The 22,818-nt window shown below is 43.2% G+C and carries 25 protein-coding genes; 23 read left to right on the plus strand and 2 right to left on the minus strand.

Annotated elements, in window-relative coordinates:
• The first annotated feature begins 922 nt into the window (after window positions 1-922).
• The 10 genes from AB5I83_RS22235 to rsmI all read left to right on the plus strand — a co-directional run bounded on the left by AB5I83_RS22235 (window position 923) and on the right by rsmI (window position 8,242).
• A complete protein-coding gene (locus AB5I83_RS22235) occupies window positions 923-1,135 on the plus strand; it encodes a sigma factor G inhibitor Gin (RefSeq protein WP_448978577.1) in 213 nt (70 codons plus the stop codon).
• An 83-nt stretch (window positions 1,136-1,218) separates the two neighbouring features.
• Window positions 1,219-2,640 (plus strand): aminotransferase class I/II-fold pyridoxal phosphate-dependent enzyme, encoded by a 1,422-nt coding sequence (locus AB5I83_RS22240; protein WP_448978578.1) that lies wholly within the window; start codon window positions 1,219-1,221, stop codon window positions 2,638-2,640.
• A 1-nt stretch (window position 2,641) separates the two neighbouring features.
• Window positions 2,642-3,274 carry a dTMP kinase gene (tmk, locus tag AB5I83_RS22245; RefSeq protein WP_448978580.1) on the plus strand — a complete coding sequence of 211 codons (633 nt, stop codon included), beginning with the start codon at window positions 2,642-2,644 and terminating at the stop codon, window positions 3,272-3,274.
• Between the two features lie 201 nt (window positions 3,275-3,475).
• Complete coding sequence (locus AB5I83_RS22250; RefSeq protein WP_023613337.1) at window positions 3,476-3,805, plus strand: cyclic-di-AMP receptor; 330 nt, start codon at window positions 3,476-3,478, stop codon at window positions 3,803-3,805.
• 28 nt (window positions 3,806-3,833) lie between these two features.
• Entirely contained in the window at window positions 3,834-4,256 is a 423-nt protein-coding gene (locus AB5I83_RS22255; protein ID WP_448978582.1) for a YaaR family protein, read from the plus strand.
• A gap of 30 nt (window positions 4,257-4,286) precedes the next feature.
• On the plus strand, window positions 4,287-5,294 hold the full coding sequence (gene holB, locus AB5I83_RS22260; protein ID WP_448978584.1) for a DNA polymerase III subunit delta': 1,008 nt from the start codon (window positions 4,287-4,289) through the stop codon (window positions 5,292-5,294).
• Entirely contained in the window at window positions 5,287-6,117 is an 831-nt protein-coding gene (locus tag AB5I83_RS22265; RefSeq protein WP_167834208.1) for a PSP1 domain-containing protein, read from the plus strand. Before holB ends, AB5I83_RS22265 begins: the two co-directional genes overlap by 8 nt.
• A 13-nt stretch (window positions 6,118-6,130) precedes the next feature.
• The gene (gene yabA, locus AB5I83_RS22270; protein WP_167834209.1) at window positions 6,131-6,502 is read left to right on the plus strand and encodes a DNA replication initiation control protein YabA; all 372 of its coding nucleotides are present in this window, start codon (window positions 6,131-6,133) and stop codon (window positions 6,500-6,502) included.
• Window positions 6,503-6,593: 91 nt separating this feature from the next.
• Complete coding sequence (locus tag AB5I83_RS22275) at window positions 6,594-7,337, plus strand: tRNA1(Val) (adenine(37)-N6)-methyltransferase (RefSeq protein ID WP_448978586.1); 744 nt, start codon at window positions 6,594-6,596, stop codon at window positions 7,335-7,337.
• A 23-nt stretch (window positions 7,338-7,360) separates the two neighbouring features.
• Complete coding sequence (rsmI, locus tag AB5I83_RS22280) at window positions 7,361-8,242, plus strand: 16S rRNA (cytidine(1402)-2'-O)-methyltransferase (RefSeq protein WP_448978588.1); 882 nt, start codon at window positions 7,361-7,363, stop codon at window positions 8,240-8,242.
• 48 nt (window positions 8,243-8,290) lie between these two features.
• Here the strand turns inward: rsmI and AB5I83_RS22285 are convergent, their stop codons facing one another.
• The gene (locus AB5I83_RS22285; protein WP_079504177.1) at window positions 8,291-8,578 is read right to left on the minus strand and encodes an AbrB/MazE/SpoVT family DNA-binding domain-containing protein; all 288 of its coding nucleotides are present in this window, start codon (window positions 8,576-8,578) and stop codon (window positions 8,291-8,293) included.
• Between the two features lie 730 nt (window positions 8,579-9,308).
• Here AB5I83_RS22285 and metG point away from each other — a divergent pair.
• From metG to AB5I83_RS22325, 8 genes are all read left to right on the plus strand, one after another.
• Window positions 9,309-11,264 (plus strand): methionine--tRNA ligase, encoded by a 1,956-nt coding sequence (gene metG, locus AB5I83_RS22290; RefSeq protein WP_448978590.1) that lies wholly within the window; start codon window positions 9,309-9,311, stop codon window positions 11,262-11,264.
• A gap of 423 nt (window positions 11,265-11,687) precedes the next feature.
• Window positions 11,688-12,455 carry a TatD family hydrolase gene (locus tag AB5I83_RS22295; RefSeq protein ID WP_448978591.1) on the plus strand — a complete coding sequence of 256 codons (768 nt, stop codon included), beginning with the start codon at window positions 11,688-11,690 and terminating at the stop codon, window positions 12,453-12,455.
• A gap of 237 nt (window positions 12,456-12,692) precedes the next feature.
• Complete coding sequence (locus tag AB5I83_RS22300) at window positions 12,693-13,877, plus strand: ubiquitin-like domain-containing protein (RefSeq protein WP_448978649.1); 1,185 nt, start codon at window positions 12,693-12,695, stop codon at window positions 13,875-13,877.
• 475 nt (window positions 13,878-14,352) lie between these two features.
• Entirely contained in the window at window positions 14,353-14,913 is a 561-nt protein-coding gene (gene rnmV / locus AB5I83_RS22305) for a ribonuclease M5 (protein WP_448978593.1), read from the plus strand.
• Window positions 14,906-15,784, plus strand: coding sequence for a 16S rRNA (adenine(1518)-N(6)/adenine(1519)-N(6))-dimethyltransferase RsmA (gene rsmA / locus AB5I83_RS22310; protein ID WP_448978595.1), 879 nt, complete (start codon window positions 14,906-14,908; stop codon window positions 15,782-15,784). The genes rnmV and rsmA overlap by 8 nt, the downstream gene beginning before the upstream one ends.
• Before the next feature lie 310 nt (window positions 15,785-16,094).
• Window positions 16,095-16,973, plus strand: a complete 879-nt coding sequence (gene yabG, locus AB5I83_RS22315) for a sporulation peptidase YabG (protein WP_448978651.1) — start codon at window positions 16,095-16,097, stop codon at window positions 16,971-16,973.
• A gap of 198 nt (window positions 16,974-17,171) precedes the next feature.
• Complete coding sequence (gene veg, locus AB5I83_RS22320) at window positions 17,172-17,435, plus strand: biofilm formation stimulator Veg (protein ID WP_023613322.1); 264 nt, start codon at window positions 17,172-17,174, stop codon at window positions 17,433-17,435.
• 153 nt (window positions 17,436-17,588) lie between these two features.
• On the plus strand, window positions 17,589-17,768 hold the full coding sequence (locus tag AB5I83_RS22325) for a small, acid-soluble spore protein, alpha/beta type (protein ID WP_041967995.1): 180 nt from the start codon (window positions 17,589-17,591) through the stop codon (window positions 17,766-17,768).
• 148 nt (window positions 17,769-17,916) lie between these two features.
• On the opposite strand, the gene AB5I83_RS22330 is transcribed toward AB5I83_RS22325, so the two are convergent.
• A complete protein-coding gene (locus AB5I83_RS22330) occupies window positions 17,917-18,165 on the minus strand; it encodes a hypothetical protein (protein WP_448978598.1) in 249 nt (82 codons plus the stop codon).
• A 100-nt stretch (window positions 18,166-18,265) separates the two neighbouring features.
• Here AB5I83_RS22330 and ispE point away from each other — a divergent pair, with 100 nt between their 5' ends.
• The 5 genes from ispE to glmU all read left to right on the plus strand — a co-directional run bounded on the left by ispE (window position 18,266) and on the right by glmU (window position 22,802).
• Entirely contained in the window at window positions 18,266-19,144 is an 879-nt protein-coding gene (gene ispE / locus AB5I83_RS22335) for a 4-(cytidine 5'-diphospho)-2-C-methyl-D-erythritol kinase (protein WP_448978599.1), read from the plus strand.
• A 55-nt stretch (window positions 19,145-19,199) separates the two neighbouring features.
• Complete coding sequence (gene purR, locus AB5I83_RS22340; protein ID WP_448978601.1) at window positions 19,200-20,024, plus strand: pur operon repressor; 825 nt, start codon at window positions 19,200-19,202, stop codon at window positions 20,022-20,024.
• Window positions 20,025-20,056: 32 nt separating this feature from the next.
• Entirely contained in the window at window positions 20,057-20,431 is a 375-nt protein-coding gene (locus AB5I83_RS22345; RefSeq protein ID WP_448978603.1) for a RidA family protein, read from the plus strand.
• 479 nt (window positions 20,432-20,910) lie between these two features.
• Window positions 20,911-21,201, plus strand: a complete 291-nt coding sequence (spoVG, locus tag AB5I83_RS22350) for a septation regulator SpoVG (protein WP_023613316.1) — start codon at window positions 20,911-20,913, stop codon at window positions 21,199-21,201.
• 227 nt (window positions 21,202-21,428) lie between these two features.
• Complete coding sequence (glmU, locus tag AB5I83_RS22355; RefSeq protein WP_448978605.1) at window positions 21,429-22,802, plus strand: bifunctional UDP-N-acetylglucosamine diphosphorylase/glucosamine-1-phosphate N-acetyltransferase GlmU; 1,374 nt, start codon at window positions 21,429-21,431, stop codon at window positions 22,800-22,802.
• Window positions 22,803-22,818: the final 16 nt, after the last annotated feature.

Genomic DNA, 22,818 nt, shown 5'->3' on the forward strand with positions numbered 1-22,818 from the left:
CAGGTGCTAAAAATGTAGCAGCAACTGATCCTACCTGCGGGATGGCTTCGGACAGGTTAGGTAGAAAAGATTATGAATCTGTCAGAAAAAGAGTCGACTTCGGACAAGATGAGATGGAATGACAGAAAAGTTGTCCGAAGTACGATTAACTTCAGACAGGTTTGGAGGAAAAGCAAGAAAAGTTGTCCGAAGTAGGGCCAACTTCAGACAGGTTTAGACGAAAACAGTGAAAACTTGTCCGAAGTAGAAGCAACTTCAGACAAGTTTGAAGGGAAATCAGGAAAAGTTGTCCGAAGTAAAGGCCACTTCAGACAGGTTTAGAGGGGAATCAGGAAAAGTTGTCCGAAGCAGAAGCGACTTCAGACAAGTTTGAAGGGAAACCAGGAAAAGTTGTCCGAAGTAGAGTCAACTTCAGACAGCTTAAGGGGCAATCAGCGAAAAGTTGTCCGAAGTAGAGGTAACTTCAGACAGGTTAGAAGGAAAACCAGGAAAAGTTGTCCGAAGCAGAAGCGACTTCAGACAGGTTTACAGGAAAACAACGAAAAATTGTCCGAAGTAAAGGCAACTTAAGCCAGGTTTATAGGAAAACAACAAAAACCTGTCCGAACCTAGTGCAACTTTGTACAAATGTAGAAGAAAAGCACAAAATAGCTGTCCCTCCCAGCAGCATCTTCTTCCGCATGTATGCAAAAAAACTAAATAAGTCTGCCTGAATGCCTTAAGCAACCTACTTCAGCCAGCTTAAAGATCCTTATTCGCTTCTCTTCAAAAGTATTTTATATAATAAACCAACCTTAATTGTTGTAAGACATACAAGGAAACCGTATGTCAATCATAAAATATAAAACAACTAAACTTTCGAAAATATTATTCGGAAAATTGTATACAAAAAAACGCTCCTGGCAACAATAGGTGTACGGAGGTGGAGAATTTGGGTTCGCTTTTAGCTAAGAATCAAATTGGAGAGAACTGTGTGATTTGCGAACAGACGAAAAAGGCTGGCATACACCTGTATACTTCTTTTATATGTGCAGACTGTGAGAGCATCATGATCAAGACCGATACGAGTGATCCTAAATATAAATATTACGTAGAAAAGTTAAGGAAGGTAACAAAACCTGGCATTTACAGTTAAAAGCTCATTTTGAGCTTTTATTTTTTTTGCTCAAAAACAGTGTTAGAATGGATAGGTGTGAATTTATATATATAGGTGAGAATATGGAACAATCGAAAACACCCCTGTACTCTCAATTGGTGAAGCATTCATTCGGCAATCCTCTGTCGTTCCATGTACCGGGGCATAAAAATGGGGCTTTTTTTCCTGAAGAGGGACGAGCCTACTTTGAGCAAATATTAAAATTGGATGGAACTGAAATAACGGGATTGGATGATCTTCATTCACCTGAGGGAGTTATTCTTGAAGCCGAAGAACTACTGAAGGATTTATATAGAACTGATAAAAGCTTTTTTTTAATAGGTGGATCGACTGTCGGGAATCTTGCGATGATTCTTGCCGCGGTTGAAGAAGATGATGTGGTGCTTGTCCAGCGTAACTGTCATAAGTCAATCATGAATGCTTTAAAACTCGCAAAGGGAAAGCCTGTATTCATTAGCCCGGAATATAATGAAGAGTTCGGAGTGGCTGCTGGATTAAACCGGGATAGTGTTAAATCAGCAATCAGCCAGCATCCTGATGCAAAAGCACTTATTTTAACGTACCCGAATTATTATGGCTTGGCTTATGATTTAAAGGCAATTATAGATTTGGCTCATGATCATTATATTCCTGTATTGGTAGACGAGGCTCATGGGGTCCATTTTATGGCAGGGGATTATTTTCCCGCTTCAGCTGTGGAACTTGGGGCTGATCTAGTCGTCCAGTCTGCTCATAAAACCTTGCCGGCGATGACAATGGGAGCATTTCTCCATTATCAGTCGAGTTCCGTATCGCTTAGCAAGCTTAAGTTCTACTTGCAGGCTCTGCAGTCAAGCAGCCCTTCCTATCCTTTGATGGCATCGCTGGATTTGGCTAGGAGCTATCTGGGTACCTATAATCAGGAAGACTTAATATATTTGAAATCAGAACTGAAAAAATTCAAAGAAAAACTCGAGGAAATAGAACCCCTTCGAATTTTGTCTGGGGATGATCCGTTGAAGCTAACGATTCAATCCTCATCCGGCTTCGAACTGCAAACAAGACTTGAGTCAAAAGGAATCTACACGGAATTGGCTGATCCTCATAATGTGCTGCTTGTTCTTCCATTGTTGAAGAATGGCATGAAGCATCGATTGCTGGAAGCGGCAGAAATAATTGCTGAGGCAGTAAGGACCATGCCTGAGGGGAAAAATAAACCTGGGCCCAAGGTCATCAAAAAAACGATTTCTACGTTGGAAGTCAGTTTTAGTGAGATGGAGAAACAGCAGACAGAATTTGTCTTGTTGCAGGATGCTGTGGGGAGAGTCTGTGCCGAGCAAATTATTCCTTATCCGCCGGGAATTCCGCTTAGTTTCCCTGGTGAAGTCCTGACAGAAGATGATATCAATACGATTCTATTTTTAAAGGAAAAAGAAGCGAAAATCCAGGGTGGAGAACATCTGCATGCTGGTAAAATAAATGTGTTCAAGAGTTGGAGGATTTAAATTGAAAAAGGGGATTTTTATTACAATAGAAGGCCCGGATGGCTCTGGCAAGACAACGATTCTTCAGATGCTTGCTGAAAATCTCGTAAATGAAGGATATGAAGTAGTGGCCACAAGGGAGCCTGGAGGCATCGAGATTGCTGAACAAATCAGGAAAGTCATTCTTGATCCGGAAAATACAGCGATGGACCCGCGTACGGAAGCACTTTTATATGCAGCTGCGAGAAGGCAGCATCTTGCGGAAAAAGTGAAGCCTGCTCTGGAAGAAGGGAAAATTGTCTTATGTGACCGTTTTGTCGATAGTTCACTTGCCTACCAGGGATATGCGCGAGGCCTAGGCATTGATGAAGTTTACTCAATCAACGAATTTGCGATCGAAAACATGATGCCGGAAATGACTCTATACTTTGATGTCGCACCGGAGATCGGGCTGGAAAGAATCAACAAAAACAAGGGACGTGAAGTCAATCGACTGGATCTTGAGAAACTCGAATTTCATCAAAAAGTGAGGGAAGGGTATACAATCCTTGCCGATCGATTCTCAGATCGAATCTTTAAAGTGGATGCTTCAAAAGATCTCGATACAGTTTACGGACAAGCAGAAGCTCAAATAAAAAAGCTAATCAATTCGTGATGGTTGCCAAACAAGCCTTGATTTCGATCAGGCTTGTTTTTTAGTATAGTAGGAGCAAGCAAATCCAATTGGAAGCCTATGGAATTTTACGTTTATATCATGTCTTGTCACATGAATCCTGTTATAATGAAAATACAAAAGCTACGGAATGAACCTCTGCTGTTATATCAGCAAGTCTAAAAAAATATAGGGGGAAAATGAATGAAGTTAATATTAGCTGTGGTCCAGGACCAGGATAGCAACCGTCTATCCAATGCATTGGTTGACCATAATTTCCGCGCAACGAAGATGGCTAGTACGGGTGGATTCCTGAAGTCAGGAAACACCACTTTTATCATAGGAACAGAAGACATTAGGGTGGAAAAGGCATTGGAGGTCATCAGGGATAACTGTAAGTCACGTGACCAGCTTGTGGCTCCTGTTTCTCCTATGGGTGGGAATGCGGATTCGTATGTTCCTTACCCGGTGGAAGTAGAGGTTGGCGGAGCGACTGTATTCGTATTGCCTGTTGAGCAGTTTCATCAATTTTAACGGGGAATGCCCGGAGGTCTAGCAAGAGATGAAAATTAATCAAGATATGCGCCTTAACATAGATAAAGTTCGCCTGGATCAGAAACAACAGCCTGGGGGCGGAATCAGGTTCAATGAACTCGTGGAGAAACAAGAACATAAATTGCAGCTCGGACAGCTTCAGCAATTAATGAAGCAAGTTGAGTCTGCCGGTGAGAGGCTTGCCAGGTCGAGGACATTCAAGGACCTGGCCAAGTTCAAGACACTGGTTAAGCAATTTGTAAAAGAAACAGTCAACTTCGGAATGGAACTGAAGCACTCGCATAGCTGGAACCAATATGGCGAAGGCAGGTCTTTGAAGCTTGTAGAAACCATTGATGAAAAGCTCGTACAGTTGACAGAAGAGTTGATGGATAACAAAGATGAACAGATTGATATCCTTGGCAGAGTAGGGGAATCAAAGGCTTGTTGATCAATTTATATACGTAAGTGAGTGATACCTTTGGCAAAGACGTGGGACGAGCTGGAGAGACTTCAGCCCAATGTTTTGAAGATGATTAAAAACAGCATCCAGAAAAATCGAATCGCCCATGCCTATTTATTTGAAGGAATGAGGGGCACTGGCAAAAAGGAGATTAGTATTCTCCTTGCTAAGAGCATCAATTGCCAGGCGCCGGTTGATGGCTATAAACCTTGTGAAAGCTGCTTGAACTGCAAAAGGATCAATCATGGCAACCATCCTGATATCCATCTTGTCGAACCTGATGGCCTGTCGATCAAAAAGGGCCAGATCCAGCAGCTGCAGGAGGAGTTTTCAAAAACAGGTGTAGAGTCAAAAAATAAGCTTTACACGATTGTCCATGCTGATCGAATGACGACAAACGCTGCGAATAGCTTGCTGAAGTTCCTTGAGGAACCGCATGCGGGTACTGTTGCGGTGTTGATCACCGAGCAGTCACAGCAGATGCTGCCGACGATTTTATCTAGATGCCAGCTAATCAATTTTACGCCATTATCTCCGAAAAATATGGCTGAACAACTAATCGCCAATGGGATACTACCACAAATGGCACCGCTTCTGGCACAGCTAACCAATAATTTGGAAGAAGCTTTAGAGATAAGTCATGATGATTGGTTTGCACAAGCACAAAAAATAGTGTTAAAATTATATGAAGTGCTGAAGAAGAATCCGCTTGAAGCTATGGTCGCGCTTCAGGAGAACTGGTTCATGCACTTTAAAGAGAAAGAACAAATCGATCGAGGTTTGGATTTATTACTTCTTATTTTTAAGGATTTACTATACATTCAGCTTGGCAAGAAAGACCAGGTTGTATATCTAAACGAAAGCTCACGTTTAGAACAGTTTGCACTACAGACATCCGGACGGCGTCTTACCGAACAAATGGCAGCCATTCTGGAGGCGAAGAGGAAGCTGCATGCCAATATGAATCCCCAGCTGCTCATGGAAGAGCTGGTGTTAAAATTGCAGGAGGGATCTACACTTGTATGATGTAGTAGGTGTCCGCTTCAAGAAAGCGGGAAAGATTTATTATTTTGATCCCGGCGATCTCTCAATTCAAAAGGACGAATTCGTCATTGTCGAAACTGTAAGGGGCGTTGAGTACGGCAGAGTGGTGACTCCCCGTAAACAAGTTGGCGAGAAGGATGTTGTCCTGCCTCTGAAAAAGGTAGTCAGAATTGCAGATCAGAAGGATCGTCTCATTGTCGAAGAGAACAAAACGGCTGCAAAAGAAGCATATGATGTTTGCAGTGAAAAAGTGAATGAACATCAGCTGGATATGAAGCTGGTTGATGTTGAATATACATTTGACCGCAATAAAGTCATTTTCTACTTCACGGCTGATGGCCGCGTTGATTTCCGGGAACTGGTCAAGGACTTGGCCTCTATTTTCCGGACAAGGATCGAACTGCGTCAGATTGGCGTGAGGGATGAAGCAAAAATGCTTGGCGGGATAGGACCATGCGGCAGAATGCTTTGCTGTTCAACGTTCCTCGGGGACTTTGATCCAGTTTCAATCAAGATGGCCAAGGATCAAAACCTCTCCCTTAATCCAACGAAGATTTCCGGTCTTTGCGGCAGGCTCATGTGCTGTTTGAAATATGAGAACGACGAATATGAAACAGCGAAAGAACAGCTGCCTGACCTGGGTGAAACGATTGTGACGCCTGAAGGACCTGGAAAGGTTGTCGGGCTGAACATCCTGGAACGAGTGATGCAAGTCAATATACCTGGACAGGAACGCGTGCTGGAATATACACTTGAGGAAATACAGGAAGCAGGAGCTGTATCGTTGCAATCATCCACAGATTAATGAGGTGGAACAGGTGGATAAAAAAGATATCTTTGACTCAGTAAGTAATATGGAATCGCAGATCGGTGATTTATACCGTCAGCTTGGTGAGTTAAAACAGCATTTAGCAGAGGTTCTGGAAGAGAATAATGCATTAAAGCTGGAAAATGAGCATATAAGACGCCGTCTGGATCAAACTATCGGTAAAAAAGATCCAACCATTAAGAATAGAGGTAAGGGAAACAGCAATCAGCCCCAGGGCGATAAAAACGTGGTTGATATCGGTGAAGGCTACGATAATCTTGCCCGTCTGTACCAGGAAGGCTTCCATATCTGCAACCTGCATTTCGGAAGCCCGCGCAAAGAGGATTGTCTGTTCTGCCTATCCTTTCTTAATAAAAAATAATTGGCAGCCTTCCTTAATAGGGAAGGCTATTTTTATAAGATGAAAAAGCCACAGGGGCAGTGAACATATAGGCATGGAGGAACGATTTAGAATGGTTAACTTACGGGAAGATGAACGATTGGATTACTTATTGGCAGAGGATTTAAGGATCATCCAAAGCCCGAATGTGTTTTCATTTTCGCTGGATGCTGTATTGCTGGCTAGATTTGTCTGGGTGCCGATCCAAAAAGGAAAGATTGTCGATCTTTGCAGCGGAAACGGGGTCATTCCGCTATTTTTAAGTGCGAGGACAAAGGGGACAATCACGGGAGTGGAAATCCAGGAGCGGCTGTATGATATGGCTGTCCGGAGTATTGAATATAATGATTTACAAGAACGATTACATATGATTCATGGCGATCTTAAGGATGCACCGAAAGAGCTTGGCTACGAGAAGTATGATGTCGTCACCTGCAATCCCCCTTATTTTCCTACACCATCAAATGAAGAAATAAATGCGAATGAACACCTGGCGATTGCGCGTCATGAAATCCTCTGCACACTAGAGGATGCCATCAAGTCATCGAGCCAGCTAGTCAAGCAGGGCGGGAAGGTTGCATTTGTCCACCGGCCAGGAAGGCTGATCGATATCATTGAAATCATGAGGAAATACCGGCTTGAGCCTAAGCGGATCCAGTTTGTTTATCCTAAGGCTGGAAAGGAAGCAAATACACTATTGGTAGAGGCGATCAAAGACGGAAGTCCTGATCTTAAAATTCTAGAGCCATTGACGGTTTATGATGAAAATAATGAGTATACCCCAGTGATTAAAGAGATGTTATATGGAAGCAAATAAGCACAGAGAAACGGGTGATTTACATGCAACAACAGAAAAGCTTTGAACGGGAACATGAAAAGGGAATTCTTTATCTTGTCCCAACGCCAATCGGGAACCTCGAGGATATGACATTCAGGGCAATCAGAATTATGAAGGAAGCGGATTTGATCGCGGCGGAAGATACGAGGAACACGAAAAAGCTATGTAATTATTTTGAGATTGAAACGCCCGTAACGAGTTATCATGAACATAATAAGGAAAGCAGCGGATATAAATTGATTGAAAAAATCAGGGATGGCGCTAAAGTAGCGCTTGTCAGCGATGCGGGTATGCCGACTATTTCTGATCCTGGAACAGAGCTTGTGGCTGAAGCAATCACCGAGGGACTGACTGTCGTTCCGCTTCCAGGAGCAAATGCAGCTTTGACCGCTTTGATTGCTTCAGGGATTCTTCCTCAGCCTTTTTACTATTATGGATTTCTCCAAAGGGGAAAAAAGGATAAGAAAAGGGAACTTGAATTGCTGGCAAGGCAAACTGCAACGGTTGTTCTCTATGAGTCTCCTCACCGTCTGAAAGAAACACTATCGTTAATGCTTGACGGTCTCGGGGACCGGAAAATCGTCCTTTGTCGTGAGCTGACGAAAAAATATGAGGAGTTCCTAAGAGGAACGATCTCTGAGGCATTGGCATGGGCAGAGGCAGAAGAAGTCCGCGGGGAATTTGTATTGGTCATCGAAGGAGCTTCTCATGATGCGATTGCTGAAGAAGAGAATCAATGGTGGGAAAAATTAAGCATTGAGGAACATGTCGAACATTATATTTCCAAGGAACAAATGAATTCCAAAGATGCAATCAAGCAAGCAGCGAAGGATAGAGGCGTGCAAAAGCGGGAAGTATATCAGGCCTATCATATTAATGAATAAGTGAAATTAAAAAAGGCCGTGGATTCTCCACGGCCTTGAGTATTTATATTAAGCTTTTACAGGTTCGAAGCTTCCCTGGATTTCTTTAAGAAGCTGTTCAGCACCTTCACGGCTAAGGATCAGCTTGCCGCCTGCCAATGTGATGTTGTTGTCAGAAACTTCACCAGTGATGTGGCAAGTCATGTTCGGCTTGTATTTCTTTAGGATGATGCGGTCATCATCAACATAAATTTCCAAAGCATCCTTTTCTGCGATGCCAAGAGTCCTTCTAAGTTCGATTGGAATTACCACACGGCCTAGCTCATCAACTTTACGTACAATACCAGTAGATTTCATAATAAACAAATCTCCTCTCATTTTCCCATCTATTTAGTTCGTCATTATTCGACATTTTTCTCTTATTGGTTTTATAATACCAGCGATTCCAATAACCGTCAATTATTTTATTTTTCTATTGTTAACAAATTTTAGCATAAGGAGAAAACCTTTTCATATCAAGCTTTATGGACGAAAAAAACAAGGGAGGATATGTAGTGTTGCGTTTTTTACTAAAAGAAGAAACGAGAAAATCATTATTGGAGAATAGTAAACTGCACATAATTCGACAAATTTCTACATTTTCATTCGACAAAATGTCACAAATTCGACAAATTCAAGACAGCTGCCCATTATTTTGTGAAGAGGTATATTCTATCGATAAGTTTGGTTATCATTTTATTAAGTAGATTTTAAAACTTTCCCACATAAATCGCCGCTCCTGCCAAAACCTAAGGCAGGGCTTTTTTGATAAGGTTCCTTCGTAGCTGCCCATATTAAAATTCTGTTAGGACATAAGCCAATTAAATTCCCTACTGACAAAATACGTAAACTTTATAGGGAGAATGTCCGTAGTTGGGGATATTTTTTAAGAGAATTCTTATTTCATTGCTTTTAAAATGAATGATGTTAAAAGACAAAGGCCAAAACCATCTATAAGCGTCGTTAAAGTGTTATGAAACAAAGGGCATTAGCTGGTATAATAACTACTATTAGTATGAACTAGCAGTATTAGTTAAGGAGGATCTTCATGGAAGAGAAATTGAAAACCTTTTATCTTACAACCCCGATTTATTATCCGAGCGGCAATTTACATATCGGCCATGCTTATACGACAGTAGCTGGCGATGCGATGGCACGCTATAAGAGACTGCGCGGCTATGATGTCATGTATCTGACAGGTACGGATGAGCATGGTCAAAAAATCCAACGCAATGCTGAGGCAAAGGGCATCACTCCGCAGCAATATGTAGATGAAATCGTTGATGGCATTCAGGAGCTATGGGGCAAGCTGGATATTTCCTACAATGATTTTATCCGTACGACCCAGGATCGCCATAAGCAAATTGTCGAAAAGATCTTCGCTCAGCTTTTGGAGCAGGGGGATATCTATCTTGATCAATATGAAGGCTGGTACTGTACTCCATGTGAATCCTTCTACACAGACAGGCAGCTTGAAGATGGCAATTGCCCTGACTGTGGCCGTCCTGTCGAAAAAGTGAAGGAAGAGTCCTATTTCTTTAAAATGAGCAAATACGCAGACAGGCTGCTGAAGTATTATGAAGAGAATCCGGAATTTATCCAGCCGGAATCCAGAAAAAACGAAATGATCAATAACTTCATCAAGCCTGGCCTTGAGGACCTGGCTGTATCACGGACAACGTTTGACTGGGGTGTGAAGGTCCCTGGTGACCCGAAGCATGTCATTTATGTATGGATTGATGCGCTATCCAACTATATTACAGCGCTTGGATATGGAACGGATGATGATTCCAAGTACTTGAATTATTGGCCGGCTGATGTCCATCTTGTTGGAAAAGAAATCGTCCGATTCCATACTATTTATTGGCCAATCATGCTGATGGCTCTTGACCTTCCGCTTCCAAAAAAGGTATTCGCCCATGGCTGGCTTTTAATGAAGGATGGAAAGATGTCGAAATCCAAAGGGAATGTAGTTGACCCAGTTACGCTGATTGACCGCTATGGTCTTGACGCTCTTCGCTATTACCTGCTTCGTGAAGTTCCATTTGGTTCTGATGGTGTATTCACGCCTGAAGGGTTTGTCGAAAGGATCAATTTTGACCTTGCGAATGACCTTGGAAACTTGCTGAACAGAACGGTTGCGATGATTAACAAGTATTTTGGTGGCGAAATTCCTGCTTACAATGGCTCTGAAGGTGAATTTGAGAAGCAGTTGCTCGAAATGAACAAAGAGACGGTCCAGAAGTACGAAGACGCAATGGAGAAGATGGAGTTTTCCGTGGCGCTTACGTCTGTATGGCAGCTGATCAGCCGCTGCAATAAGTTCATCGATGAGACACAGCCTTGGGTGCTGGCGAAGGATGAAGAAAAGAAAGCGGTTTTGGCAGATGTTATGGTTCACCTTGCTGAATCATTGAGAAGAGTGGCTGTCCTTCTGAAGCCATTTTTAACTAGAACACCAGATAAAATCTTTGCTCAGCTGAATGTCACTTCTGAAGCACTGCAAACATGGGAAAGCCTAGAAGAATTCGGCCAGATTCCAGCCGGAACGAAGGTCGTTCAGGGAGAACCGATCTTCCCGCGCCTTGAATTGAAGGATGAAGTAGAGTTCATCAAGGAAAAAATGCAAGGAACGGCTCCAGCCGCTGCACCTGTGGAAGAAGCAAAACCAGAAGTCCAGGATGAGATTACGATTGACGACTTCATGAAAGTTGATTTGCGAGTAGCACAAGTTGTACACGCGGAGCCGGTCAAAAAGGCTGATAAGCTGCTGAAGCTTCAATTGGATCTTGGTTATGAAAAGCGTCAGGTCGTTTCCGGGATTGCGAAATATTATAAACCGGAAGACCTTGTCGGCAAAAAGGTGATTTGCGTGACGAATTTGAAGCCTGTCAAACTTCGCGGAGAGCTTTCCGAGGGAATGATTCTTGCAGGTGAAAAGGATGGCGTCATGTCATTGGCAACAGTTGATGATTCACTTTCAATCGGAGCAAAAGTAAAATAATACAAATAAGAACCTGGAAATGTTTCATGTGTAACATTTTCAGGTTTTTTGTGTTAAAAAAGCAATTTTTTTAAAAGAGTGATTTATGATAGGAAAGAGAGTCAGTTAGCAAGAAAAGCGTAAGCGCCTTGCTCAGCCCCGACAAGCGCTGGAGGGCCAGGCAGTGAAGTCGTTATTTGACTTCATTGGCAGGACCGAAGCGTCTCGAGGGGGTAGGCGCTGGAGCTGGACACTTATTTAGCACTCCCGACACTTGACGGGTTTTCGTGAAACCGAATTCAAAAATTTGACCTGGACATTGAAAAAAAGTTATGATATCGACACAACTTTATCGCAATAATAAGAACATCGCAGTGGATCTATTCAAATCATTGATATGGAGGAATAGAATGAAACTGCAGGCACCAGCAAAGGAGTTTTGAAATGCTTTTTGATACACATGTACACTTAAATGCAGAACAATTCAATGAAGATCTCCAGGAGGTCATTGACCGGGCGCTTGCTGAGGGTGTGACGAATATGGTCGTTGTCGGATTCGATGAGGGAACGATCAAAAAAGCGATTGAACTCGCTGAAGGCTATGATTTTATCTATGCAAGCGTAGGGTGGCATCCAGTCGATGCGATTGATATGACAGAGGAGCATCTGGAATGGCTGAGGGAACTGGCAGGTCATCCGAAGGTAGTGGCACTCGGCGAAATGGGCCTTGATTACTACTGGGACAAGTCACCGAAGGAAATCCAGAAAGAAGTCTTCCGCAAGCAAATCAAACTGGCAAAAGAAGTACATCTTCCTATCATCATACATAATCGAGAGGCAACCGCAGACATAGTAGCAATTTTAAAAGAGGAAAATGCCAGTGAAGTAGGCGGCATCATGCATTGCTATAGCGGAAGTGTGGAAACCGCGCTTGAATGCATCGATATGAACTTCTATATTTCGCTTGGCGGACCGGTTACCTTCAAAAATGCAAAAAAACCGAAGGAAGTGGCAGAGTCGATTCCGATGGAAAAGCTGTTGGTAGAAACAGATTGCCCTTATCTGACACCGCATCCTTATCGCGGTAAGAGAAATGAACCAGCTTATGTAAAATTGGTGGCCGAACAGATTGCAGAACTGAAAGGGTTAACACTCGAAGAAGTTGCAGGCGAAACAGCCAAAAATGCAAAAAAATTATTCGGCATAAAGTGATAAAGAATGTTGTCGATTTTTCAGCAAGGTTGTCCAAACTTTTTATGTTTCTAAAAAGTTCTACATGTCTCTCTAGCGACATAGGATAACCGTGTCGATAACTCTTGCTTTTCTTTTTATGGAGCATCTTGCATAATAGGGACTACGTTTGGCAAGGGTGTCTGGGTTGACAAGTCGGCAACAATATCTTTATAATCACTCCGAGAAGAGGAGGCGTTTTTCATCGTGATTAATAGTATGAAAAACCTGTTTTCCAAGACTTTGAGTAAGAAGAAACTGGTGATTTTTTCTGCTAGTTTCCTAGTTTTTGCCGCTGCTCTTGGGTTCTTCATGTATGAAGGGACCAAAAAGACAGTCGCATTGACGCTGGATGGCGAAGAAAGAGTCATTAAAACGCATGCAAATACAATCCAAGATATATTTAATGATCTCAAAATTTCATTGCGCTCAGAGGATTATTTATCGCTGGCGGTAGACACAGAGGTGAAGAACAACCTATCAATCGTGTGGAAGCCGGCAAAACAGGTAGAATTGATACAAGATCAGGAAAAGAAAACGTATTGGACAGCAGCCGATACGGTAGAGGAGTTCCTGAAAGAACAGAATATCGTTATAAATGAACACGACAAATTAAACCCAAACCCAGACGCTAAATTAAAGCAAGATTTGAAGATTGCCATTCAAAGAGCTTTCCCGCTTAAGCTTGTAGTAGGCGGAAAAGAGCAAGATGTATGGTCGACTTCGACTACGGTCGCTGACTTTTTATCACAGCAAGGAATCACACTGAACGAATTGGACCGTGTTGAGCCTGAGTTAAAGCAGACAGTCACAAAAGATGCCATGATTAATGTCATTCGCGTTGAAAAAGTCACCGATGTAGTGGAAGAACCAATTAGCTATGCAGTCGTTACGAAAAATGACAGCAAACTGGAAAAAGGGAAACAGAAAGTCGTAACAGAAGGTCAGGAAGGCTTGCTATCCAAGGAGTATGAAGTGGTCCTTGAAAACGGCAAGGAAGTCTCTAGAAAACTGATCTCTGAAAAGAAATTGAAAGAAAAACAGGATAAAGTCGTGGCAATGGGAACGAAGGTCATCGTAGCTCAAGTTTCCCGTGGCTCAAGTGAACCGGCAGGCAAGGAATTCTATGTTTCATCCACAGCCTACACCGCTAACTGCAACGGCTGCTCCGGTTATACGGCAACAGGCATCAATCTAAGAGCGAATCCTAACATAAAGGTCATCGCAGTGGATCCAAGTGTTATTCCTCTTGGAACAAAAGTGTATGTCGAAGGATACGGCTATGCAATTGCTGCCGATAAAGGTTCAGCTATCAGAGGCAATAAGATCGATGTCTTTTTCGCATCTAAATCGGATGCCTATCGATGGGGCCGTAAACGCGTTAAAATCAAAATCCTGAATTAATTTATGAATGCAGGGGAACCTTCCTCTGCATTTTTGTTTTTTCATTTTACGTTTAAGGTATAATAAGAAAGCATAATCGCTAAAAAAGTTTACACCTATATAGACGATTATATTTCAAAAATGTTTCATTTATTTCAAAGAAAATTTATTTCTTTTTTTAAATTTTGTCTCTGTTAATGCTAAATGTTGATTTTTGCATCCTGTTGATTGTAGTGGAAGGCGCGTAGACTCCTCCGAAAATGCTAACGCATTTTCATCGTGCGTGGGCGGGTTCGGGGAAGCTAACTCAAAGTCCTGCGGGATGTGAAAGTCATGGGGAGACCCCGCAGGCGCACAAAGCGCCGAGGAGGCTCCCCGACTTCCCGCGGAAAGCGAAGCGCCTGGAACGAAAATCAACAGCCGTGTTTAACAGAGCTTAGATTTTAAAGAAAATCATATCCATTTGAATCTGAATGAGTTCAAGTACGGAGGAAACATGAAACTAAAGGAAATCATTGTAGTTGAGGGTAAGGATGATACGACGGCGATTAGGCGTGCCGTTGATGCGGATACAATTGAAACGAATGGGTCGGCGATCAATGCCGAAACCATCGAGAAAATCAGGAATGCTCATGAAAAGCGGGGGGTCATTATTTTTACCGATCCCGATTTTCCCGGAGAAAAAATTCGCAAAACGATTTCAGAGCAGATTGCTGGCTGCAAGCACGCTTTTATCCCAAAGGAAATGGCCAAGCCTAAATCCGGCAGGGGTCTTGGCGTTGAGCATGCATCTCCTGAGGTGATCCGTGAAGCGCTGAAGGATGCCCAGGTAATGGATGCAGAGGCGGTCGAGGAGATTACCCAGGAGGACTTGCTTGTTGCAGGGCTCATTGGCGGTCCCGGATCGAAGGAAAGACGGGAAAAGCTTGGAAGGCTGCTGAAGATCGGATACACAAATGGCAAGCAGCTGCACAAGCGCCTGATGATGTTTCAGGTGAAAAGACAGGATTTTGCAGCGGCTCTGGCAGAAATCCTTAAGGAGGAACAAAATGCATAAAGATATCGCGACCCCAGTGAGAACGAAGGAAATACTTGAAAAATACGGCTTTTCTTTTAAAAAGAGCCTCGGACAGAACTTCTTGATCGATACCAATATCCTGAATCGCATCGTCGACCATGCGGAACTGACCGACCATAGTGGTGCCATCGAAATCGGGCCTGGAATCGGTGCGTTGACAGAGCAGCTTGCGAAGAGAGCGGAAAAGGTTGTTGCCTTTGAAATTGACCAGCGTTTGCTGCCGATATTGCAGGATACACTGTCCCCCTACACAAATGTTAATGTCATCCATAGTGATGTGTTAAAAGCAGATGTACAAGCAGTTATGAAAGAGGAGTTTGGCGAACAAGAGGACGTCATGGTCGTGGCCAACCTGCCCTATTACGTCACAACACCTATCTTGATGAAGCTGCTTGAGGAAAGGCTGCCAATCAGAGGGATTGTCTGTATGCTTCAAAAGGAAGTTGGCGACAGGATTTCGGCCAAGCCGGGAACAAAGGAATATGGTTCATTGTCGATCGCGGTCCAGTATTATACGAAAGCGGAAACCGTGATGATTGTTCCGAAAACAGTGTTCATGCCACAGCCAAATGTGGACTCAGCTGTCATTCGGTTGACATTGCATGATGAGCCGCCAGTAAAAGTGACGGATGAGAAGTTCTTCTTCCAAGTGACCAGATCAAGTTTTGCCCAGCGCAGGAAGACGATACTGAATAACCTGACCAGCCAGCTGCCGGATGGAAAGCAAAAGAAAGAAAGTATACAAGCAGCACTTCTACAGGCAGGAGTGGAGGAATCGCGCAGGGGAGAAACTCTGACGATTGAGGAATTCGCGCAATTGAGCAATGCGCTGTATCCGTATTTTCATTAAAGAACGCTCATTTTCATGAATAAGCAACGATTTCATACAAACACAGCTGTCATTAAAGTCCGGAAGATCCCGGGCTTTTTTTGATGTTCTAGAATAAAATCATTATTAATGACTATCAAATTGATTTTCAGGCAAAAGCTCTCAGGTTCAGGAATAGAGAATTTAAGCAATCTATCGGCACAAATCAGGAATATCCTTGGTTATTGAATCCTCCATAGTTCAAAAAAGCACATGTCTATGGGTATCTGCATATTTTATGTAAGAATACCATTCAGCGCAGCCTGTGTGCGGGGCAATTGGAGTGAGGATGATGAATATTAACCTCATGGATATCGTCGGCAGGGTTTCGCATCAATGCGATATAATGTTCCGGGTTATCGATATCAGAGAGAAACATGGCAAAAAAATTGCGATATTATATGGTGAGGATTTCCGATTGATTGCGGATGCGCCCTATGAAGATTTAATCAAAATCGATCCGGGTATGCGCATGAGGCTGACACAGGAATTCCGATCACTTGAAGAACAGTCATATAAGCTTTTCAGGCAGGATGTTGATTTATTGCAGCAAAAACAGGAATATGAAGCGACTGAAGGGTACAGCAAGTCGTATAACTACTTTCAGATGCCTGGAAAGGTACTCCATATTGATGGAGATCCGAATTATTTGAAAAAATGCTTGACCCTATATGAGAAAGTCGGGGTCCCGGTGTATGGATTCCATTGCAATGAAAAGGAAATGCCAGACAAAGTCGGGATGCTGCTTGATTATTACCGGCCTGATATTTTAGTGATCACCGGGCACGATGCTTACTCGAAGTCAAAAGGGACTATGGATGATATCAACGCATATCGACACTCCAAGCATTTCGTCCAGACAGTGAGGGAAGCTCGAAAGAAAGTTCCTCATCTGGACCAGCTGGTCATTTTTGCCGGAGCCTGCCAATCCCATTTTGAGTCATTGATCCATGCGGGGGCGAACTTCGCAAGCTCCCCTTCAAGGGTGAATATCCATGCACTAGATCCGGTCTATATCGTCGCTAAAATCAGCTTTACGCCTTTCATGGAACGGATAAACGTGTGGGATGTACTTCGCAATACATTGACTGGGGATAAGGGGCTTGGCGGCATAGAAACAAAAGGTGTATTAAGGACAGGAATGCCATATAATAAAAATTCGTCAGACTGAATAAAATACGGTCTGGCGTTTTTTTATTATTTTGGTACATATTTTAACGCATTAAAGGCTACTCTAAAATTGTTGAAATTTAGAGGAAAAAGAAGACCGAAATATATTGACTTTTAAATTTAAGTACTGTTATAATTTATGTTTTTGTTTGACTAAATAGTGTCAGCGTGTTATACTTTACACAGTGAGGTGGACCGAATGCCAAAAACATTATCGGATATCAAAAAAGCGCTTGATTCAAACTTAGGAAAAAGACTCATGCTAAAGGCCAACGGAGGACGGAGAAAGACGATTGAACGTTCTGGCGTGTTAGCGGAAACTTATCCTTCAGTTTTCGTCATCGAGCTTGACCAGGATGAAAATGCTTTTGAACGTGTTTCGTACAGCTACGCAGATGTTTTAACTGAAACAGTGGAAATTACCTTCTTTGAAGATACAACAGGATCAATAGCTTTGAGCTAATTTTTGGCTCAATGAAGTACAGGCAGTGAACTCTCGGGTTAGCTGCTTTTTATTTTGCCTTTTTTTAAAATTACAGGATAAATAAGGTGCACATGAAAATGTCTTTTTACAAAAATACTAAGGTAACCGCGATGGTGAAAGGAGATGGTAGTAATGGGCAGAAGAAGAGGGATTATGTCTGAACGGTTGAAGGAAGAGCTTGCGAAAGAACTTGGATTCTATGATGTCGTCCAGAATGAGGGATGGGGCGGCATAAAGGCCAAGGATGCAGGTAATATGGTTAAGCGAGCGATTGAGCTGGCTGAACAGCAGCTTGCGAACCAGAACCGCTGACCCAGATAAGAATTCTTTAGAGACTGCCACACAGCTGTTTTCACACAGTTGCCAATAAAATTCAGATCCATCGCGGTGCCGGGGCTAATGCTCCGGCTTTTTTAATGGCCGAAAATGGAGAGCAGCTTTCAAGTAGCTCCTTGCATTTCTAATTCTTTGTGAAATCACTGTATTCGCTAATAGGCAAATGATAAAATAAAGGAATGTTTAGCAGGGAGGCCTTGCTTATTTTACACGGAAGAATGGTTGGATTACGGCAATTGTCCAACTCAAGTGTCAAGCCCCTTGAATCGCTTTTAGGGGCTGACCAAGGCGCTTGCGCTTTTCTTTGTCCAGCTCCAGCGCCTAGCCCCTCGACCGCTTCGGTCCGCCCAATGAAGTCAAAGATCGACTTCAATGGTCGGCCCTCCAGCGCTTTTCGGGGCTGACCAAGGCGCTTGCGCTTTTCTTTTCTTTTTGTGGTAAAATAGGACAAAATGTGGAATTCGTTAAAGTAGGTGGAAGTTGTGAAGGTTTTAGTGAAGGCGCCGGCAAAGATCAATTTGTCATTGGATGTTTTGCACAAACGTCCGGACGGTTACCATGAGGTGGAAATGGTCATGACGACGATTGATTTGGCTGATCGCATTGAACTTAGTTTATTAGAAGAAGACAGGATTGTCATCCATTCCCATAATCGTTTTGTTCCGGATGATCAGCGGAACCTTGCTTACCAGGCAGCGCATCTGTTGAAGGAAAGGTACCAGGTGAAGCAAGGTGTTCTTATTGGCATCGAGAAGACCATTCCGGTGGCAGCAGGTCTTGCAGGCGGCAGCAGTGATGCAGCGGCTACATTAAGAGGCTTGAATAAGCTTTGGAACCTCGGTCTGTCATTGGACGAGCTGGCAGTGCTTGGCGCGGAAATTGGCTCGGATGTTTCTTTCTGTGTGTACGGAGGAACAGCGCTTGCTACAGGCAGAGGAGAAATAATCGAGCAGCTGCCCGCACCGCCGACATGCTGGGTTGTATTAGCGAAACCGTTTATTGGTGTATCGACTGCGGAGGTATATCGCCGCCTTAATGTAGAAAAGGTTCAGCATCCGCCTACAAAGCAAATGATTTCCGCTATTGAAAATGGAGATTTCAATGAAGTCTGCAATAGTGTCGGAAACGTTTTGGAAGATGTAACGCTTTCGCTATATCCTGAAGTAGCGCAAATAAAGGACCAAATGAAGAGATTCGGTGCCGATGCTGTCTTGATGAGCGGAAGCGGCCCGACCGTATTCAGCCTTGTGGCACATGATTCACGAATGCATCGCATTTATAACGGTCTTCGAGGATTTTGTGACCAGGTATTTGCAGTAAGGATGCTTGGAGAGCGACATACCCTTGATTAAATCCGTATAATGGTGGTATATTAACCTTAAATATTCGGATTTTGGAGGTTCTTGAATGAAATTTCGACGCAGCGAGCGTTTGATCGATATGACGACTTATTTACTTGAACATCCGCGCCAATTGGTACCGTTAACCTATTTTGCCGAGAAGTATGGTTCAGCTAAGTCCTCGATCAGTGAAGATCTCGGAATCATCAAAGAAACATTTGAACAGCGGGGAATCGGTGTTTTGCAGACTGTGCCAGGCGCGGCGGGCGGAGTCAAGTTCCACGTTCATGTCAGTGAGGAAAAAGCACGGAAGGCAATCGATGAACTTTGTACCATCATGGCAAGTCCTGACCGATTGCTGCCAGGCGGCTACCTTTTCATGAACGATATCCTCGGCAATCCTGCAATTGTGCAGGAAGTAGGCAGGCTGCTTTCTTCTGCTTTTGCTGAAAAGGATATTGAGGTGGTCATGACCGTGGCAACTAAGGGAATACCAATTGCGTATGCAGTCGCAAGCCAATTGAATGTACCTGTAGTCATTGTCAGAAGAGATAGCAAAGTGACTGAAGGATCGACTGTTAGCATAAACTACGTTTCAGGTTCATCAAAAAGAATCCAGACAATGGTGCTATCAAAGCGCAGCCTTGCAGAGGGGTCGAAGGTACTGATTGTCGATGACTTCATGAAAGCGGGCGGTACCGTGAATGGCATGATCAACTTGCTAGAGGAGTTCAATGCAGAGTTAGCGGGGATCGCGGTACTGGTTGAATCGGAGAACATTGAAGAAAGACTTGTCGATGAGTATCTCTCACTTGTACGCCTTTCAGATGTCGACGTAAAAGAACGTAAGATTACCGTGAGTGAAGGAAATTACTTCGCTCGCAGAGAATAGTTGTTCATATAAACAATAGATGGGGTGACAATATGAATATTGTACAGACTTCAAACGCGCCAGCCGCAATCGGTCCATATTCACAAGGTGTGGTTGTGAACAATCTTTTCTACAGTTCTGGCCAGATTCCTCTGACTCCAGAGGGTGCAATGGTAGAGGGAGATATCCAGGCCCAGACACATCAGGTATTCCAAAACTTGAAAGCAGTACTAGAGGCTGCAGGTGCATCACTTGAAACAGTCGTAAAAGCAACAGTCTTCATCAAAAACATGGATGAATTCGCTCAATTGAATGAAGTATATGCAGAGTACTTCAATGTGCATAAGCCAGCTCGCTCAACTGTAGAAGTGGCAAGGCTGCCAAAGGATGCATTGGTGGAAATCGAAGTAGTAGCGCTCGTTAAATAACGGGCGTTTTTTTTTTATGTTCACGAAGTGAGAAGAAATAAGGATTGGGATTACGGTCGCAGCAGAGAGGTTTCTCCGCCCGAACAAGAGGGGGGACCTGGGTTTCGTCGCAGCAGAGAGAAATCTTCCACCTATAAAGCAGAAGAACTGCGATTCTGCTCAAAACACATTGGCCCAAATCTATCAATCCGCAAATAGGCTTGGACAATAAAAATATTTAAATACAAAAACATTTACCATATAGAGTATTTGGTGAAAAGATAAAAAATGGTTTTTTCAGAGGAGGTTTAATCACTCGTCAATAGCCAAAAAAGCCTATTTTAGAGGCTTTTTTAAAAAAAGAAAAGGCTTTCATTATAATGAAGTTCACAATTTTGCCCTACTTTTTTAAAAAAATTTTCTTGTAAAAGAAGGAGATTTGATTTCAACGTGGAATTATTTAACTAGAATTTTATCTATTTGTAAAGGTGGTGAACAGAATGGAAGTAACTGACGTAAGATTACGCCGCGTTAATACAGATGGACGGATGAGAGCGATCGCTTCCATCACGCTTGACAACGAGTTTGTTGTCCATGATATCAGGGTGATTGATGGAAACAACGGCCTATTTGTTGCAATGCCAAGTAAACGCACTCCTGATGGCGAGTTCCGTGATATTGCGCACCCGATCAATTCGGGCACACGCGGAAAAATTCAGGACGCCGTATTGGCAGAATACCACCGTTTAGGTGAATTAGAAGTTGAATTCGAAGAAGCTGGCGCTTCCTAGGATATATAATTGCATAACATCAAGAGCCTGCTGCAAAAGTTAGGCTCTTTTTTATTTCCCCAGTTTGTCTGCTGGTTAAACCTATTTCCAAGAAAAATTCTCCATTTTTTAAAAAATACTCTCCCCCCTAAACTGACAAATAATTGTACTTCTTCTTCTATTCTTGAAATGGACGGCTATTTGAGATATATTCGTAATGGATAAAAAGGTAAATTGGAGGCCTGCTAATGTCTAATCGTTATGCAATCATTTTAGCAGCCGGTCAGGGAACAAGAATGAAGTCCAAATTGTATAAAGTTCTTCACCCTGTATGCGGCAAGCCAATGGTACAGCATGTAATTGACCAGGTGAAAAGTCTTGATATAAACGAAATCGTGACCATTGTTGGTCATGGAGCAGAAAAAGTGAAAGAGCAGCTTGGTGAGGTGAGCCAGTATGCGCTGCAGGCGGAACAGCTGGGAACAGCTCATGCTGTGCAGCAGGCAGGAGACATGCTTGCTGATAAAGAAGGTGTCACAATCGTCGTCTGCGGTGATACTCCATTAATCAAGGGTGAAACAATGGAAGCCCTTTTCAAGCATCATGAAGAGACAAGCGCCAAAGCGACCATCCTTACTGCTAGAGCTGAAGACCCGACGGGCTACGGCCGTATCGTGCGGAACTCAGAAGGCTTTGTTGAGAAAATCGTCGAACATAAGGATGCAAATGAGCAGGAAAGAAACATTAATGAAATCAATACAGGTACATATTGCTTCGACAATAAAATGTTATTCGAGGCGATCCAGAATGTGTCGAACGATAATGTTCAGGGAGAATACTATCTTCCGGACGTCATCGAAATCCTGAAAAATCAGGGCGAGATCGTATCTGCCTATGTGACAGATAACTTTGCAGAGACACTTGGTGTCAATGACCGGGTTGCTCTTGCACAAGCAGAACGCACGATGAAAAATCGGATCAATGAGTATCATATGCGCAATGGCGTATCAATCATTGACCCTGATAACACGTATATTGGACCAGACGTGAAGGTTGGACAGGATACGGTTATTTTCCCGGGAACAACTCTTTCTGGCATTACTGTCATCGGTTCAGATTGCCAGATTGGACCTAATACTGAAATCAGTAACTGCGAGATTGGCAATAATACAGTTATCCGCCAATCAGCGGCTTTTGACAGCAAGATTGGCTCCGAAGTCAATATTGGGCCTTTCGCGCATATCAGGCCTGATTCTGATATTCATGATGAAGTAAAGATCGGCAATTTTGTCGAGATTAAGAAAGCGGTATTTGGCAAAGGAAGCAAGGCTTCCCACCTTAGCTATATCGGTGATGCAGAAGTCGGTGCTGATGTGAATATCGGCTGCGGTTCGATCACAGTGAATTATGATGGCAAAAACAAGTTCCTGACCAAGATTGAAGACGGCGTATTCATTGGCTGTAACTCCAATCTTGTTGCACCTGTGACGATTGGAAAAGGCGCGTATGTAGCAGCCGGTTCCACGATCACTGAAGATGTTCCAGGTGAGGCACTCGCGCTTGCACGTGCTCGTCAAGTCAACAAAGAAGATTATGTAGGGAAAATGAACGTAAAGAAATAAGAGTCTTGGAGGTCCG

This window comes from Mesobacillus sp. LC4, from assembly GCF_053543455.1.